Below are 16,633 nucleotides of genomic sequence, written 5' to 3'. Positions count from 1 at the left end.
TCCGTCGTCGGCAGCGTCAGATGTGTATAAGAGACAGGCGGTGGGGTTCCTGGCGGGTCGGGTAGGCATGACTCAACTCCTCGCAGATTCTGTCCAGCGGATAGTAACTTCTGCGATGCGGAAGTCAATGGCGTCCTCCGCGGCAGATGCCAGCCGTCCCGGGGGAACCGTCCTCGTGGGGCCGCGCCTGCACGCGGTGACGAGCGACGCGGGCGGCACGGAGCGCCCGTCGTCCATCAGTAGGCGCCTCGAGAGAGGACGAGCGCAATCCTGGGGAAGACAATGGCCGAGCTGAAGGTGTCGGCACTTGGCCCGCGACGACGTCGAGGCATCCGCCGGAAGAGCCGCCGCTACGGAGTGGGCGGTTCGGCGCGCACCCGGGGCCTGCCTTTGGCTGCGCGGGACCCTGACGCGGACAGCAGTAGAGCCCGGCCCAAAGGGCCGGGCTCCTGACTGCATACATGGTGCGCCGCCAGGGACTCGAACCCCGAACCCAGTGATTAAGAGTCACTTGCTCTGCCAATTGAGCTAGCGGCGCAACGAGGGGAAACGTTAGCAGCGCGAGTCGTTCCCGACAAAATCGGCGCTGAGCACGGATCAAGGGCCGGGTCGGACGCCCCCGCGGCGGCGGGGCCGCTGCCCGTGAGGTGCGTCACGCCGCCACCGACCACCATGCTCGGGCGTACCCGGAAAGCGTCCGTATCGTCTCGCGCAGGGCGGTCTCACCCCGCCGCTGTGCCACAGTGGCCCCGTGGCCTCACCGACGACGCCTGCGACGGCACCAGGGGCGATCCCCCCACCCACGCCGGCCTTCTTCCTCGCCGGGGGCACCGGCATCTCGGCCGAGACCCTCGGCAACATGATGCTGCAGCAGTTCCCGACCGTGGGTTTCGTCAGGCGCAAGATCCCCTTCATCCGCACGGTGGAGCGGGCCCGCGAGGTCGTCGCCGAGCTCGACGCCGCGATGACCGACACCGTGACGCCCCTCGTGTTCTCGACGGTGTCCGACGAGGAGGTGTGCGCCGAGCTGCAGCAGACGCGGTGCGCCTTCATCGACCTCTTCGGGTCGCACCTGGCCACCGTGGAGCGGGTGCTGCACGTCAACGCGGCCCACCACGTCGGAGCCCTGCACGGCGTCGGCGACCTCGGCCGCTACGAGGCCCGGATGCGGGCCGTCGAGTTCGCGATGGAGCACGACGACGGCCAGAGCATGCGCAACCTCGAGCAGGCCCACCTCATCCTCATCGCGCCGTCACGATGCGGCAAGACGCCGACATCCATCTACCTCGCCCTGCAGCACGGCATCAAGGTCGCCAACTACCCCCTCGTCGAGGAGGACTTCGAGTCCAGCGACCTGCCCCGCCCGGTGCGCGCCTACGCCGGCAAGTGCTTCGGCCTCCTGTCGACGGCCGCCCGCCTGAGCCAGGTGCGCGGTGAGCGGCGCCCCGGCTCGAGGTACGCGAGCCTCGCCCAGTGCAGCTACGAGCTGCGCCGGGCGGAGGCGATGTACCGGGCCCACCGAGTGCCCGTCGTCAACTCCTCGAACATGTCGGTCGAGGAGATCGCCGCGGTCATCATGCAGACGCGCCGTCTCGGCGACGGCGGTTGACCGCCGGCACCATCCACGGAACCACAGAGCGAATGACCATGCACGACAACGAGGCCCGCCCCGGCGGGCCGGAACCGGAAGGACCTGCAGTGACCGAGAACGTGGTGAGGTTCGCCGACCTCGGCCTGTCCGACGTCGAGTCGGTGGGCGGCAAGAACGCCTCGCTGGGTGAGATGGTGCAGCACCTGTCGAAGGCCGGCGTGTCCGTGCCCGACGGCTTCGCCACGACCGCCGACGCCTACCGGCGCTTCCTGGCCGAGGACGGCCTCGCGGAGCGCATCAACGCCCTCCTCGACGACCTCGACGTCGACGACACGCGGCGCCTCGCCGAGGTGGGTGCAAGCATCCGCGAGATGGTGGAGCACCAGTCCTTTCCCGAGGACCTCGAGCGTGACATCCGGGGCGCCTTCGACCAGCTCGTCGCCGAGCAGGCCGGGGGAGGCGCCGAGGAGCCCAGCTTCGCCGTGCGCTCGAGCGCGACGGCCGAGGACCTGCCCGACGCGTCCTTCGCCGGCCAGCAGGAGACGTTCCTCAACGTCCGGGGCATCGACAACGTCCTGCACGCGATCAAGCTCGTGTTCGCCTCGCTCTACAACGACCGCGCCATCTCCTACCGCGTCCACAGCGACTTCGACCACTCGGTCGTGGCGTTGTCCGCCGGGGTCCAGCGGATGGTGCGCTCGGACATCGGCGCCTCCGGCGTCATGTTCACGATGGACACCGAGTCCGGCTTCCGGGACGCCGTGTTCGTCACGAGCAGCTACGGCCTCGGCGAGGCGGTCGTGCAGGGCGCGGTCAACCCCGACGAGTTCTACGTCTACAAGCCGGCGCTGCGGGCCGGGCGCCCCGCGATCCTCAAGCGCGGAGTCGGTGGCAAGGCCACGAAGATGGTCTACACCTCCGACGTGAGCGTCGGGCGCACGACCGAGTTCGTCCCGGTGCCCGAGGAGCAGCGGCCGCTGCTGTCCCTGACCGACGACGAGGTCACCGAGCTCGCACAGCACGCGCTGCGCATCGAGGAGCACTACGGCCGGCCCATGGACATCGAGTGGGGCAAGGACGGCATCGACGGGGGGCTCTACATCCTGCAGGCCCGCCCCGAGACCGTGCAGTCGCGCCAGTCCGGCTCGACGCTGCGCCGGTTCCGGATGGACGAGCGTGGGCCGGTCGTCGTCGAGGGCCGCGCCATCGGCCAGAAGATCGGCGCCGGGGCGGTGCGCGTGCTGAGCTCGATCGACGCCATGCACGACTTCGAGCCCGGTGAGGTGCTCGTGGCCGACATGACCGACCCCGACTGGGAGCCGATCATGAAGCGCGCCAGCGCCATCGTCACCAACCGCGGTGGGCGCACGTGCCACGCCGCGATCATCGCCCGTGAGCTCGGCATCCCCGCCGTCGTCGGCACCGGCTCGGCGACCACGGACCTCGCCGACGGCCGCGAGGTGACGGTGTCCTGCGCCGAGGGCGACACCGGGTTCGTCTACGACGGGCTGCGCGAGTTCACCGTCACCGAGACCGCACTCGACGACATGCCGGACCTGCCCGTCAAGCTGATGATGAACGTCGGCACGCCCGAGCAGGCCTTCGAGTTCGCGCGCCTGCCCAACCACGGCGTCGGGCTGGCCCGTCTCGAGTTCATCATCAACCGGCAGATCGGCATCCACCCCCGGGCGCTGCTCGAGCTCGACGACCAGGAGCCGGGGGTGCGCTCCGAGATCGAGGCCCAGATCGCGGCCTACGCCGGGCCGCGCGAGTTCTTCGTCCAGCGGGTCGCGGAGGGGGTCGCGACCATCGCTGCGGCCTTCGCGCCTGAGCCGGTCATCGTGCGGATGTCCGACTTCAAGTCGAACGAGTACGCGGGGCTGCTGGGGGGCGAGCGGTACGAGCCGCACGAGGAGAACCCGATGATCGGCTACCGCGGCGCCGCGCGGTACCTGTCGGCCGACTTCGCCGAGTGCTTCGCGATGGAGTGCGAGGCCCTCAAGTACGTGCGTGACGAGATGGGCCTGACCAACGTCAAGATCATGATCCCGTTCGTGCGCACGGTCACCGAGGGGAAGGGCGTCATCGACCTGCTCGCCTCGCACGGCCTGGTTCGCGGCGAGAACGACCTGCAGGTCGTCATGATGTGCGAGGTGCCGAGCAACGCCGTCAACGCCGACGAGTTCCTCGACCACTTCGACGGGTTCTCCATCGGCTCGAACGACATGACGCAGCTGACCCTCGGCCTGGACCGGGACTCCTCGCTCGTCGCCGGGTCCTTCGACGAACGCGACCCCGCCGTCCGCAAGATGCTCGCCATGGCGATCACGGCGTGCCGCGAGCGCGGCAAGTACGTCGGCATCTGCGGGCAGGGCCCGAGCGACCATCCGGACCTGGCCGAGTGGCTGCTCGACCAGGGCATCGAGACGATGTCGCTCAACCCCGACACCGTCGTGGAGACCTGGCTGCGTCTGGCCCAGCACCGCAAGGAGACCGCCGGCCGGCGCTGACCCAGTGCGTTCGGTGAGGCTCGACCGGGCTCGGCGGAGCCCGGTCGAGCCTCGTCGGGCCTGGGCGTGGGGTGGGCGTGGGCGCGGCTCGGCCGAGCCCGCCGGCACCTCAACCGGCCAGCCGGTCGCGGCGGCGGGCGAGGTAGGCGCGCTCGGCCGGGTTGCCGGTGAGCCCGATGGCCCGGTCGTAGGCTGCGCGCGCCTCGTCGACGCGGCCGAGCCGGCGCAGCAGGTCGGCGCGCGCGGCGTGGAACGCGTGGTAGCGGTCGAGGACCTCGGCGAGGCGGTCGACCTCGGCCAACCCCAGCGCCGGGCCCTCGACCTCGGCCACCGCGACCGCCCGGTTGAGCCGCACGACCGGCGAGGGGTCGAGGGCCGCCAGCGCCCCGTAGAGGGCGACGACGTGGGACCACTGCGTGTCGCGCGCGGAGGGAGCGTCGGTGTGCACCTTGCTGATCGCCGCCAGCAGCTGGTACCGCCCCGGCCGCTCGCCGCCGGCCGCCACGACCTCGAGCCGCTCGCGGACCAGGGCGTCGCCCTCGGCGATGAGGGCCCGGTCCCACGTGCCCCGGTCCTGCTCGTCGAGGGTGACCAGCTCGCCGGTGGCCGACACGCGCGCCGACCGTCGGGCGTCGGTGAGGAGCATGAGGGCGAGCAGGCCGGCGACCTCGCCGTCGTCCGGCAGGAGCGCACGGAGCAGGCGGCCGAGGCGGATCGCCTCGTCGATGAGGTCGACGCGGACCGGGTCCTCGCCCTCGCCGGTGAGGTAGCCCTCGTTGAAGACGAGGTAGACGACCGCGAGCACGTCGTCGAGCCGGTCGCGGACGTCGGCGGCCGACGGGACGCGGAAGGGGATGTGGGCTGCGGCGATCTTGGCCTTGGCGCGAGTGATCCGCCGCGCCATCGTCGTCTCGGGCACGAGGAAGGCCCGGGAGATCTCGCCGACCGTGAGGCCGCCGAGCAGCCGCAGGGTGAGTGCCACCCGGGCCTCCACCGACAGCGCGGGATGACAGCAGGTGAAGAACAGCCGGAGCCGGTCGTCCTCGACGGGACCGGTCGGCTCGGCAGGTGAGTCGTCGTGGAGCATGTGGGCCGCCTGGTGCCTGGTGGAGCGTCGGGACTCGCGACGGATCCGGTCGATCGCCCTTCGGGTGGCGGTGGTGGTGATCCAGCCGCCGGGGTTGGGCGGCACACCGTCGCACGGCCACCGTTCCGCCGCCCTCGCGAACGCCTCGGCGGCGGCCTCCTCGGCGACGTCGAGGTCGCCGAAGCGCCGGGCCAGGCCGGCCACCACCCGGGCCCACTCCTCGTGGTGGGCCCGGGTGAGCGCCCGGGCTGCGTCGGCGGTCGCGTCGGTCACCGCTCCGTCAGCGCCCCACGAGCGTCTCGAGGGACTCCGCGCCGGCGCGCCACCGCTCAGGCCCGCTGCGCGGGCTCGGTGCGGGCCATGCCGGCACCGCGGAAGCGGTGGACCTCCTGCGGCCAGTCGAGGGCCACGGCCAGGCGTCCGGCCCAGTAGCGCGCCGTCTCGTCGTCGGGCACGTCGACGACGCAGAAGCCGCCGAGGTGCTCCTTCGTCTCGGCGAACGGGCCGTCGGTGAACACGGGTCGACCCTCGTGCGCCACGACGCTGCAGATCGCGGTGTCGGCGTCGAGGCCGCCGTTGGTGAAGATGAGCACACCCTGCTCCTGCATCTCGCGCACCACGGCCCTGCTGGCGACCCCCTTGGCCCTGATCTCGTCCTCGGTGTGCTCCTGCACCCACTCGTCGTTGAAGGCGATGAGGTACTCCGTCATGGCTTCCACTCCTCTCGGTCCGGACGAGGACCCGTCCGGGGTCCTCTTCGGCGGCACGGCGGCCACCGCTCACCGGTTCCACGAAGGCCGGTGCCCCGATACGACACCATCCCGGAAGATCGCGCGAGATGTCGCGTGTCGCGCCGCCCGAGCCGACCCCCCAGGGGCCGGGCCGGGGGGCCGAGCCCCGGCGGGTGCGCGAACGCCGGTCGCAGCGGAGTACGCCATCTGACGTAGAGCGTGCTCCAGCCCGTGGACGAGTGTCCGACGCGACCAGCAGCGACACTGGGAGGACAGGGGAGCAGGACGCGGGACGGAGGCAGGGATCCGCGATGACACGTTCGGAGACACTCAGGCACGGATCGTCCCGACGGCACCGGGCGGCGCTCGGGGCGGGCGTCCTCGTCGCGGCCCTCGGGCTGGCCGCCGTACCGCTCGGCGCCGCCGACGGAGCCGCGACCTACCTCTACGTCGGGGGGGCGGGCTGCTCGGACACGGGGTCCGGCACCGCGACCGTCCCCTACTGCACCATCGCCAAGGCCGCCAAGGTCGCGGTCGCGGGGCAGACCGTGCTCGTGTCGACCGGCACGTACACCGACGAGGTCTTCCCCTGGCACTCCGGCGTCCAGGGGTCACCCATCACCTTCCGCCCGGCGGCGGGAGCCACGGTGACCATCTCGGGGCCCAAGCACGCCTTCACGATCAGCAACCAGAGCTGGCTCACGGTGTCCGGCTTCACCATGCAGGACACGAGCAAGGACGCCGTCTACGTCTACAACGCCACGGGCCTGACGCTGTCGGGCAACACCGTCAAGAGGTCCGGGCAGCGGGTCCAGGGGTACACGGCGTACGGCATGTACCTCAACTCGATGACCGGGTCCGTCGTCAGCGGCAACCTCGTGACCGACAACTCCGCGTCGGGGATCTTCGTGACGAACGGCTCGACCGGCAACCAGCTCACGGGCAACGAGATCTCCTGGAACGCCTACGGCTACGTGCGCAACGCCGTCGGGATCGACCTGCGTTCTGGGGGCAACGTGGTCAGCGGCAACCGCGTCCACGACAACGAGGACTCCGGCATCCAGTCCTACCCGGGCGGTGACGGCAACACGATCGTCGACAACGTCAGCTACCACAACATGGGTTTCAGCACCGCGTCGATGTCCAACTGCAGCGCCCCGCCGACCGGCAACACCGCCGGCTGCATCACCGGCGACCACGGCATCGACAACTACGGCGTCACCGGCAGCTCGATCGTCGGCAACACCGTCTACGGGAACGTCAGCGCCGGCATCAACCTCGAGGGCGTCCCGTCCGGCACGGCCAGCGGCTTCACGATCGCCGACAACGTCGCCGTCGACAACGCGATCGGGTGCCCGGACGGCGCCGGTGGGACGGTGAAGTGTCCGAGGACGAGGGGCAACATCCGTGTCGATGCCACCTCCCAGCTCGGGACGAGCGTCGACTTCGACCTCGTCAACCTCAGCGTGGCCGGCACGATGATGGTGTGGGGCTCGACCTCCTACACCTCGCTGGCCGCCTTCCAGGCCGCGAGCGGTCAGGAGCCGCGGGGGCTGCAGGCCGCCCCGGGCCTGACCAACCCCGCCGGCGGTGACTTCACGCTCCAGCCCGGTTCGCCCGCCATCGACTCGGCGAACTCCGGCGCTCCCGGCCAACCGACGACCGACGCGGCCTCGCGCCCCCGGGTCGACGACCCGGCCACCGTCGACACGGGCGTCGGCGTGCGCACCTACGACGACCGGGGCGCGTACGAGTACCAGCCCGCGACCCAGAACGGGGTGACCCCATGAGCCCGACCACGAGCGCCGTCCGTCGGCGGCGCCACCTGACCGGAGTCCTCCTCGCGACCGGGCTGGCCCTGGGCAGCGCCGTCGTCGCCAACGGCGCCTCCCGCGAGGCCGGTGGTGCCGGGCCGGTCGGCAGCACCTCGGCGTCGCGCGTGGCCGGCCCGTCCGCCACCGACTGCGCCGCCATGGGCGCCGTCGTGGCTGCCGCCGCCACCGCCTCGTCGACGGGTACGGCTGGCACGGTCGACGCCGCGCGGGGCCGGGCGCTCGGCGTGGCGCGGTCGACGGCGTCGGACGACGTCCGCGAGGTGGCGCAGAACCTCGCCGACGACCTCGCGGCCTACCGCGTCGCCGTGACGACGGCATCGAGCGAGTCGCACGGGCGCCGCACCGACATCGGCCTGATGATCCACGGCGACCTCGTCGCGGCGCGGCTCCTCTGCGGGCGGTGACGGCGAGGCCGTGACGACACAGCGACGACACGGCGACGACATGGCGAAGGCCCCGCACCGACGGTGCGGGGCCCTCTGGCCGGGGTGAGTGACGGGACTTGAACCCGCGACCACCTGGACCACAACCAGGTGCTCTACCAGCTGAGCTACACCCACCATGCATGCCACGAGCCGGGCCCGGAGGCTCGGCGTCGTGGGACAGCGACGCCAATCGTACACGGCCCCAAAGGGTGCTCGTGACCACCCGGTCGGCAGTCCCGGGCCCGCTCGCGGGACGGTCAGTGCTGGATGACGTGGGGCTGCGCGAGTGCCTTGGCGGTGGCGCTGTCGGGCCCCGGCTGGGGCACGAAGACCGCCTCGCGGTAGTAGCGCAGCTCGGCGATGGACTCGCGGATGTCGGCGAGGGCTCGGTGGCCGCCGGACTTCTTCGGCGCGTTGAAGTAGACGCGCGGGTACCAGCGTCGGGACAGCTCCTTGATCGAGCTGACGTCGATGATGCGGTAGTGCATGTACTGCTCCAGCACGGGCATGTCGCGCGCGAGGAAGCCGCGGTCGGTGGCCACGGTGTTCCCGCCGAGCGGGGCCTTGCGCGGCTCGGGGACGAAGGTGCGCACGTAGTCGAGGACGACGGTCTCGGCCTCGCGCACCGTCACGCCCCGGTCGAGCTCCTCGATGAGCCCGGACGTCGTGTGCATGTCGCGCACGAAGTCGTCCATCTGCTCCAGGGCCTCGTCCGGGGGACGGATGACGACGTCGACGCCCTCGCCCAGCTGGTTCAGCTCGAAGTCCGTGACGAGGGCCGCCACCTCGATGAGGGCGTCGGACTGGAGGGACAGCCCGGTCATCTCGCAGTCGACCCAGATGATGCGGTCCGCGATGGCACGGTGGTTGGTCTCGCTCACCGGACCACCATAGAGGCTCGCCGCCCAGGCCCACGGCGGTGCACGCGGCACGGCTGCCACGGTCGCCGCTGCACTAGCCTTCCGCCATGACCTCAGGGGACGTCACGACGGGGCCGCAGTGGAGCCCGGCACGCAACCCGACGCGGCGCCCGGTGCTGCGCTCGCTGCTGACCGTCGGCGTCGTGGGCTCGGTGTTCCTCGTCTGCCTGCTCGTCCTCGTGGGCATCCTCGGCCAACGGCTCACCGCCCAGGTCATCATCACGTCGGCGCTCACGGCGATCATCCCGCTGTTCGTCATCGTCCCGACCTACCTCTGGCTCGACCGCTACGAGGCCGAGCCGGTGCGCTACCAGGTGTCCGCGTTCCTCTGGGGCGCGCTCGTGGCGGTCGTCGGTGCCTTCTTCCTCAACACGTTCGGCCTGAAGATCCTCGTCGAGGCGCGCTGGACCGACCCGCTCGCCACCGGTGCCGTCTACCTCGCACCGGTCACCGAGGAGACCCTCAAGGGCCTCGGCGTCCTGCTCGTCTACCTGCTGCGGCGCAGGGAGTTCGACGGGATCGTCGACGGCATCGTCTACGCCGGGCTCATCGGCGCCGGCTTCGCCTTCAGCGAGAACATCCTCTACCTCGGCCAGGCCTACGACGAGTACGGCAACGAGGGCCTGACGGCGACGTTCCTCGTCCGTGGCCTCATGGGGCCGTTCGGGCACCCGCTGTTCACCTCGCTCACCGGCATCGGCATCGGGATCGCGGTGTCGGCCCGGCGTCCGGCCACGCGGGTCGTCGCCGTCGTCGTCGGCTGGGTCTGCGCCATGGTCCTGCACGGGTTGTGGAACCTGTCGGCGCTCGCCGGCATGGACGGGTTCTTCGAGGCCTACGCGACCTACCAGGTGCCGCTCTTCCTCGCCTTCGTCGGCTTCCTCGTGTGGCTGCGCCGCCGAGAGGGCCGGCTCATCGGCCAGTACCTGTCCCCGTACGCCGACGCCGGCTGGCTGACCCACGCCGAGGTGACGATGCTGTCCCAGCTGCGGCTGCGCCGGGCCGCCCGGCAGTGGGCCCGTCGCAGCGGCGGCCGTCCCGCAAAGCGGTCGATGGAGGCGTTCCAGGACAGCGCGAGCGACCTCGCCCTGCTGCGGTCGCGGCTCGTCCACGGCACGGCAGAGGCCGATGCCCAGCGACGCGAGCTCGTCCTCCTCGAGGCGATCACCGCCCATCGCCGCGCCTTCGTCGGCTCACCGGTCACCTGAGCGATCGGGCTCTCGCGTCCGGATGCCTATCATTGGACGGCGCCCGCAAGGGCAGTGCCCCTGTAGCTCAGCGGATAGAGCAAGAGCCTTCTAATCTCTTGGTCGCAGGTTCGAGTCCTGCCGGGGGCGCGGACCCCGCAGGGTCCTCGGCGGTCGGCTCGGCCGGCTCGGTCGACTCGGTCGGCTCGGTCGACTCGGTCGGCTCGGCCTGCGGCGTCGACAAGGGATCGACCGCGCGTCCGGAACACGCCGTTCGTCCGGTTTGGATGTGGTGGCGTGACACGGGAGGATTGGGACGTGGCAGGTGAGTCAGGGGTGGGTGATGCCCGCCTTCTTTCGGCGGTGGGCGCGTTGCGTGCTGCCCTGGACGACGTCACCTTCCCGCTCGAGCTTCCGGGCGCCGACGCTGCGCGGCTGACGCGCCGGCGTCTCCTCGCCCAGCTCGACGACTACGTCATCCCGAGGGTCGCCTCCCTCGACGCGCCGCTACTCGCCGTGGTCGGCGGGTCGACCGGAGCCGGCAAGTCGACGCTCGTCAACTCGCTCGTCGGCAAGGAGGTGACCCTCCCGGGGATCCTGCGTCCCACGACCCGCTCGCCCGTCCTCGTGCACCATCCTGACGACGAGCGGTGGTTCGCCGGGCCGCGCATCCTGCCGAGCCTCGCGCGGATCACCGGCCGGCACAACGCCTCCGACGGTCCGGGGGCGCTGCGGCTCGTCCCCACCGACGCGGTCACCGCGGGCCTTGCCGTCATCGACGCGCCCGACGTCGACAGCGTCGTCGAGGCCAACCGCGACCTCGCGACCCAGCTGCTGGCCGCCGCCGACCTCTGGATCTTCGTCACGACCGCCGCGCGCTACGCCGACGCCGTGCCGTGGGCCCTGCTGCGCGAGGCGTCCGAGCGCGGGGCGTCCGTCGCGATCGTCCTCGACCGCGTCGCCCGCGAGGCCGTCGACGACATCCGCACCCACCTGGCCTCGATGCTGCGCGAGCAGGGCCTCGGTGGCGCGCCGATCTTCACCATCGTCGAGTCGCCGCTGCGCGACGGCCTGCTTCCCGAGGACCAGACCGAACGGGTCAAGGGCTGGCTCGCCGCGCTCGCCGGCGACGCACAGTCCCGGGCCGCCGTCGTCCGCCAGACCCTGAACGGCGCGCTCGACGTGCTGACCGCCCGCGTCGACTCCGTCGTCGCGGCCCTCGACGAGCAGCGCGACGCCGGGCAGACCCTCGTCGCGGCGGCGTCGAGCGCCTACGGGCTCGCCGTCGAGTCGGTGCGCGACGGTGTCACGGACGGCAGCCTGCTGCGGGGCGAGGTCCTCGCCCGCTGGCAGGAGTTCGTCGGCACGGGCGAGTTCTTCCGCCAGGTCGAGTCCACCGTGTCGCGCGTCCGCGACCGCTTCGCCGCGTTCCTCAAGGGCGGTCCGGCCAAGGCGGACGAGCTGGGCGACGCGCTCCAGTCGGGCGTCGCGGCGCTCGTCGCCGATCGCGCCGAGGTGGCCGCCACGACGACCACGCGCGCGTGGCGCGGACTGCCCGGCGGTGCACAGCTGCTCGCCTCGCACCCGGGGCTCGAGCGCTCGGCACCCGACGTCGACGAGCGCATCGCCCGGCTCGTGCGCGACTGGCAGGGCGACATCCTCACCATGGTGCGCAACGAGGGCCGCGACCGGCGCACCACCGCGCGGATCCTCGCCTACGGCGTCAACGGGCTGGGGGTCGTGCTCATGCTCGTGACCTTCGCCAGCACGGCCGGGATCACCGGGGCCGAGTTCGGCATCGCCGGTGGGACCGCCGTCGTCGGCCAGAAGCTGCTCGAGGCCGTCTTCGGCGACCAGGCGGTGCGCGACCTCGCCCGCAAGGCGAGGGAGCAGCTCGTCGAGCGCGTCGAGTCGCTGTACGCCGCCGAGCAGACCCGTTTCGAAGGAGCCGTCAGCACCGTGCAGCTCGACCCCGACCACGCGACCGCACTCCGGAAGGCCGCTGCAGCGGTGCAGGACGCCCGATGAGCCCGATCCGCATGGGCCGCGCCCAGGGCACCCGCGTCAGCGCCACCGAGCTCGCCGCGCGGACCACGGCCCTGTCGAAGGCCATCCTCGCCGGCGGTGACCAGCTCGACCGCACCGACGCCGACCGGGCCCGGCACGTCGTGGACCGCGCCGTCGAACGCTCCGGCATCGGTGGCGACCACACGGTCGTCGCCCTCGCCGGCGCCACCGGCAGTGGCAAGTCATCCCTCTTCAACGCGCTCGTCGGCGCCGACGTCGCGACCATCGGCGCCCGGCGGCCGACGACCTCGGCGCCGACCGCGGCCATCTGGGGCGATGCCGACGCCACCCGCCTGCTCGACTGGCTCGGGGTCAAGGCCCGTCACGGCGTCGGTGCCACGGCGGAGGCCGAGGCCTCCGGGTCGCTCGGGTCGCTCGGGTCGCTCGCGTCGCTCGGGTCGCTGAACGGGCTCGTCCTGCTCGACCTGCCCGACTTCGACTCGCGCGAGCAGGCCCACCGGCAGGAGGCCGAGCGGATCCTCGACCTCGTCGACGTGTTCGTCTGGGTGACAGACCCGCAGAAGTACGCCGACGCCCGGCTGCACGACGAGTTCGTCGCGCACCTGTCGCACCACGGCGCGGTGACCCTCGGGGTGCTCAACCAGGTCGACCGGCTGCCCGAAGGAGCGACCGCGACGCTGGCGACCGACCTCGCCAGGCTGCTCGAGGCCGACGGCGTCCGGCGCCCCACCGTCCTTGCCACCTCGACGGTCACCGGCCAGGGCCTGCCCGAGCTCAGGCAGCGCATCGCCAACGCCGTCGCCGGCCACGCGGCCGCGCGCCAGCGCCTGAGCGCCGACGTCGTCGCGGCGGCCACCACCCTGCGCCGGGGCGTCGCCGAGCGCGAGCCCGACGTGGGCCGCCTCCCGCGTGCCGGCCTCGACGCCTCCCTCGCGAGGGCCGCGGGCGTGCCCGTGGTCCTCGACGCCGTCGAGCGGGACCACCGCCGCGAGGCCTTCGGGCACACGGCGTGGCTCTTCGCACGGTGGAGCCGGTCCCTGACGCCCGACCCCATCCGCCGGTTGCGCCTCGACCGGGCCGGCGCGCGCCCGATCCCCGTCGAGATCGGCGGCGAGGACGTGCGCGCCGTGCTCGGCCGGTCCTCGGTCCCCGCCCCCACCGCTGCCGCCGTCTCGGCGGTCGACCTCGCGACGCGATCCTTCGTCCGCGACGCCACCGCCGAGCTGCCCGTCCGCTGGGCCACCGCCGCCGAGGACGCGGTCCGGCAGGGCGAGGACGGCCTCGCCGACGCCCTCGACCGGGCCCTGCTCGACACTCCGCTGCGGGGCCGCCGCCCGGCGTGGTGGTTCCTCGTCGACGTCCTGCAGTGGATGCTCGGGATCGGCGCCGTCGCCGGGCTCGTGTGGTACCTCGTGCTCTGGGTCATGGGCCTGCTCCAGCTGCCCCGGCCCGAGGCGCCGACGTGGTGGGTGCTCCCGCTGCCGCTCGTGCTGCTCGTCGGCGGGGTCGTCCTCGGGCTCGTGCTCGGTGCGGCCTCGAGGGCGTGGGCGCAGGTCGGCGCGCGCCGTCGCCGCCGGATCGTCGCGGCGCGCCTGACCGAGGCCGTCGCGGCCGTCGCGGACGACCGGGTCCTCGTCCCGGTCGACCAGGTGCTCGCCCGGCACCGCGAGACCCGCGAGCAGCTCGACGCCGCCGCCCGCTGACGACCCGAGGGTTGCTCGTCCACACCCCCTGTCCCGCAGTGGTGTTCGTCCACAGGCCGATGCTCGGGGCTCGGCGCGGTCGACCGGTTCGCGGCACGGTGGTCGCGGGTGGCAAGCCGCCGCCCGCCGTCAACGAGCCGGCCCCGTGGCCGGACCGAGCAGGGAGCAGGCCCATGAACGAGACCCGCATCACCGTCCACGGCAACGTCGTCAGCGACCCTGTCGAGCGACAGGGCCGCAACGGCAACGTCTTCACGACCTTCCGCATCGCCACGACACCGTTCCGCCGGACGGCCGACGGCAAGTTCGCCGACCTCGACACGAGCTTCTACTCCGTCATCGCCTTCAACGCGCTCGCCGCCAACGCGGCCGCCTCCCTGCGCAAGGGACAGCCGGTCATCGTCGAGGGCAACGTCTCCGTCAAGCAGTACGTCGGAGCCGACGGGCAGCAGCGCACGGCGACCGAGATCGACGCCGACCACATCGGGCACGACCTCGGGTGGGGCCGGGCCGTCTTCGAGCGGGTGAGCCGGGCGGCGGCTCTGGGCCAGGACCGCACCTCCGACCCGGACGTGCGTGGCGCGCTCGAGCAGCTGTCCGGTGAGGAGCGTCCGGCCGGCGTCGACGAGAACGGCGTCGTGACCGGTGAGCTCGAGGCAGGGTCCTCGCTGCTCGGTGACCCCGAGACCGACGACTACGACGTCGAGCAGGTGCCTGCCTGAGCACGCGCCGGCGGGGTGCCGTCACCCGGGCGGCACCGATTCGGTCGTGCGCGGTGCGGCAGATAGCCTTCTGCGCATGGCCGAGTACATCTACACCATGACCCGTGCGCGCAAGGCGCACAACGAGAAGGTCATCCTCGACGACGTCTCGATGTCGTTCTATCCCGGCGCGAAGATCGGCATGGTCGGTCCGAACGGTGCGGGCAAGTCGACGATCCTCAAGATCATGGCCGGACTCGACCAGCCCAGCAACGGCGAGGCCCGTCTCGCCAACGGTGCGACGGTCGGCATCCTCCTGCAGGAGCCGCCCCTCAACGAGGACAAGACGGTCCTCGGCAACGTCGAGGAGGGCGCCGGCGAGATCAAGGCCAAGCTCGACCGCTACAACGAGATCTCCGCCGAGATGGCCGACCCCGACGCCGACTACGACGCGCTGCTCGCCGAGATGGGCAAGCTGCAGGAGGACATCGACCACGCCGACGCCTGGGACCTCGACTCCCAGCTCGAGCAGGCCATGGACGCGCTGCGCTGCCCGCCGCCGGACGCCGCGGTCACCAACCTGTCCGGTGGCGAGCGCCGCCGTGTCGCCCTGTGCAAGCTGCTGCTCCAGAAGCCGGACCTGCTGCTGCTCGACGAGCCGACCAACCACCTCGACGCCGAGTCGGTGCAGTGGCTCGAGCAGCACCTCGAGTCCTACCCGGGCGCCGTCATCGCGGTCACCCACGACCGCTACTTCCTCGACAACGTCGCCCAGTGGATCGCCGAAGTGGACCGCGGCCGGCTCTACCCCTACGAGGGCAACTACTCGACCTACCTCGAGAAGAAGTCCGAGCGCCTCCAGGTCCAGGGCAAGAAGGACCAGAAGCTGCAGAAGCGCCTCAAGCAGGAGCTCGAGTGGGTCCGCAGCAACGCCAAGGGTCGCCAGGCCAAGTCCAAGGCCCGCCTGGCCCGCTACGAGGAGATGGCGGCCGAGGCCGAGCGCACCCGCAAGCTCGACTTCGAGGAGATCCAGATCCCGCCGGGCCCGCGCCTGGGCTCGACGGTCATCGAGGTGAACAACCTGAGGAAGGGCTTCGGCGACCGCGTCCTCATCGACAACCTGTCCTTCTCGCTGCCGCGCAACGGCATCGTCGGCGTCATCGGTCCCAACGGCGTCGGCAAGTCGACGCTCTTCAAGACCATCGTCGGGTTCGAGCAGCCCGATGCCGGCGAGGTCAAGATCGGCGAGACCGTGAAGATCTCCTACGTCGACCAGGGCCGCGAGGGCCTGGACCCGAAGAAGAACCTGTGGGAGATCGTCTCCGACGGCCTCGACCACATCAAGGTCGGCCAGGTCGAGATCCCGTCGCGCGCCTACGTGTCGCAGTTCGGCTTCAAGGGCCCGGACCAGCAGAAGCTCTCGGGCGTCCTGTCCGGTGGCGAGCGCAACCGCCTCAACCTCGCGCTCACGCTCAAGCAGGGCGGCAACCTGCTCCTGCTCGACGAGCCGACGAACGACCTCGACGTCGAGACCCTCGGCTCGCTCGAGAACGCGCTGCTCGACTTCCCGGGCTGCGCCGTCGTCATCTCCCACGACCGGTGGTTCCTCGACCGGGTCGCGACGCACATCCTCGCCTACGAGGGCACCGAGGACGACCCGGCGCGGTGGTACTGGTTCGAGGGCAACTTCGAGTCCTACGAGGCCAACAAGGTCGAGCGCCTCGGTCCCGAGGCGGCTCGTCCCCACCGGGTCACCTACCGCAAGCTGACGCGCGACTGACCTGCGCGCCCGCACGACGGCGACGGCCATCGCGTCAGAGTTCTGACGCGGTGGCCGTCCCTAGATCCACCCCTTGCGTCGGAACACGAGGTAGAGCAGGGCCGCGACCACGACGATGACGCCACCGCTGACGAG

The 16,633-nt window shown here is 71.8% G+C and carries 12 protein-coding genes and 3 tRNA genes; 10 read left to right on the top strand and 5 right to left on the bottom strand.

The features are described from left to right. Positions 1–462 precede the first annotated feature (462 nt). Positions 463–538: transfer RNA gene (locus ACR9ZK_RS15640), tRNA-Lys, on the bottom strand. 213 nt (positions 539–751) lie between these two features. Between ACR9ZK_RS15640 and ACR9ZK_RS15635 the strand changes: the two genes are divergently transcribed. Together ACR9ZK_RS15635 and ppsA are read left to right on the top strand one after the other, a co-directional pair. Continuing rightward, entirely contained in the window at positions 752–1,609 is an 858-nt protein-coding gene (locus ACR9ZK_RS15635; protein WP_481342875.1) for a pyruvate, water dikinase regulatory protein, read from the top strand. Between the two features lie 89 nt (positions 1,610–1,698). Further along, the gene (ppsA, locus tag ACR9ZK_RS15630; protein WP_481342874.1) at positions 1,699–4,101 is read left to right on the top strand and encodes a phosphoenolpyruvate synthase; all 2,403 of its coding nucleotides are present in this window, start codon (positions 1,699–1,701) and stop codon (positions 4,099–4,101) included. A gap of 109 nt (positions 4,102–4,210) precedes the next feature. Here the strand turns inward: ppsA and ACR9ZK_RS15625 are convergent, their stop codons facing one another. Together ACR9ZK_RS15625 and ACR9ZK_RS15620 are read right to left on the bottom strand one after the other, a co-directional pair. Further along, a complete protein-coding gene (locus tag ACR9ZK_RS15625) occupies positions 4,211–5,461 on the bottom strand; it encodes an RNA polymerase sigma factor (RefSeq protein WP_481342872.1) in 1,251 nt (416 codons plus the stop codon). A gap of 56 nt (positions 5,462–5,517) precedes the next feature. Next, positions 5,518–5,898, bottom strand: a complete 381-nt coding sequence (locus ACR9ZK_RS15620) for a YciI family protein (protein WP_481342870.1) — start codon at positions 5,896–5,898, stop codon at positions 5,518–5,520. Between the two features lie 332 nt (positions 5,899–6,230). Between ACR9ZK_RS15620 and ACR9ZK_RS15615 the strand changes: the two genes are divergently transcribed. Both ACR9ZK_RS15615 and ACR9ZK_RS15610 read left to right on the top strand, forming a co-directional pair. Then, positions 6,231–7,709: a right-handed parallel beta-helix repeat-containing protein gene (locus ACR9ZK_RS15615; protein WP_481342869.1), complete on the top strand. Its 1,479-nt coding sequence runs from the start codon at positions 6,231–6,233 to the stop codon at positions 7,707–7,709. Then, positions 7,706–8,158, top strand: a complete 453-nt coding sequence (locus ACR9ZK_RS15610; RefSeq protein WP_481342868.1) for a hypothetical protein — start codon at positions 7,706–7,708, stop codon at positions 8,156–8,158. Before ACR9ZK_RS15615 ends, ACR9ZK_RS15610 begins: the two co-directional genes overlap by 4 nt. Before the next feature lie 83 nt (positions 8,159–8,241). Here the strand turns inward: ACR9ZK_RS15610 and ACR9ZK_RS15605 are convergent. Both ACR9ZK_RS15605 and orn read right to left on the bottom strand, forming a co-directional pair. Beyond that, positions 8,242–8,314: transfer RNA gene (locus ACR9ZK_RS15605), tRNA-His, on the bottom strand. A gap of 122 nt (positions 8,315–8,436) precedes the next feature. Then, positions 8,437–9,003 carry an oligoribonuclease gene (orn, locus tag ACR9ZK_RS15600; RefSeq protein WP_481342876.1) on the bottom strand — a complete coding sequence of 189 codons (567 nt, stop codon included), beginning with the start codon at positions 9,001–9,003 and terminating at the stop codon, positions 8,437–8,439. 143 nt (positions 9,004–9,146) lie between these two features. Here orn and ACR9ZK_RS15595 point away from each other — a divergent pair, with 143 nt between their 5' ends. The 6 genes from ACR9ZK_RS15595 (at position 9,147) to ettA (ending at position 16,498) form a co-directional block, all read left to right on the top strand. Continuing rightward, positions 9,147–10,307 carry a PrsW family intramembrane metalloprotease gene (locus ACR9ZK_RS15595; RefSeq protein ID WP_481342867.1) on the top strand — a complete coding sequence of 387 codons (1,161 nt, stop codon included), beginning with the start codon at positions 9,147–9,149 and terminating at the stop codon, positions 10,305–10,307. A gap of 56 nt (positions 10,308–10,363) precedes the next feature. Next, positions 10,364–10,436: transfer RNA gene (locus ACR9ZK_RS15590), tRNA-Arg, on the top strand. 168 nt (positions 10,437–10,604) lie between these two features. Then, complete coding sequence (locus tag ACR9ZK_RS15585) at positions 10,605–12,314, top strand: dynamin family protein (RefSeq protein WP_481342866.1); 1,710 nt, start codon at positions 10,605–10,607, stop codon at positions 12,312–12,314. After that, complete coding sequence (locus ACR9ZK_RS15580) at positions 12,311–14,017, top strand: GTPase (RefSeq protein WP_481342865.1); 1,707 nt, start codon at positions 12,311–12,313, stop codon at positions 14,015–14,017. The genes ACR9ZK_RS15585 and ACR9ZK_RS15580 overlap by 4 nt, the downstream gene beginning before the upstream one ends. Before the next feature lie 173 nt (positions 14,018–14,190). Continuing rightward, positions 14,191–14,739 (top strand): single-stranded DNA-binding protein, encoded by a 549-nt coding sequence (locus tag ACR9ZK_RS15575; protein WP_481342864.1) that lies wholly within the window; start codon positions 14,191–14,193, stop codon positions 14,737–14,739. A 76-nt stretch (positions 14,740–14,815) separates the two neighbouring features. After that, a complete protein-coding gene (gene ettA / locus ACR9ZK_RS15570) occupies positions 14,816–16,498 on the top strand; it encodes an energy-dependent translational throttle protein EttA (protein ID WP_481342862.1) in 1,683 nt (560 codons plus the stop codon). The last annotated feature ends 135 nt before the right edge of the window (positions 16,499–16,633 follow it).

The organism is Monashia sp. HAY1-5C, from assembly GCF_056755255.1.
The sequence above is the reverse complement of the archived record's forward strand: the minus strand, read 5'-3'. Positions and strand labels throughout refer to the sequence as shown.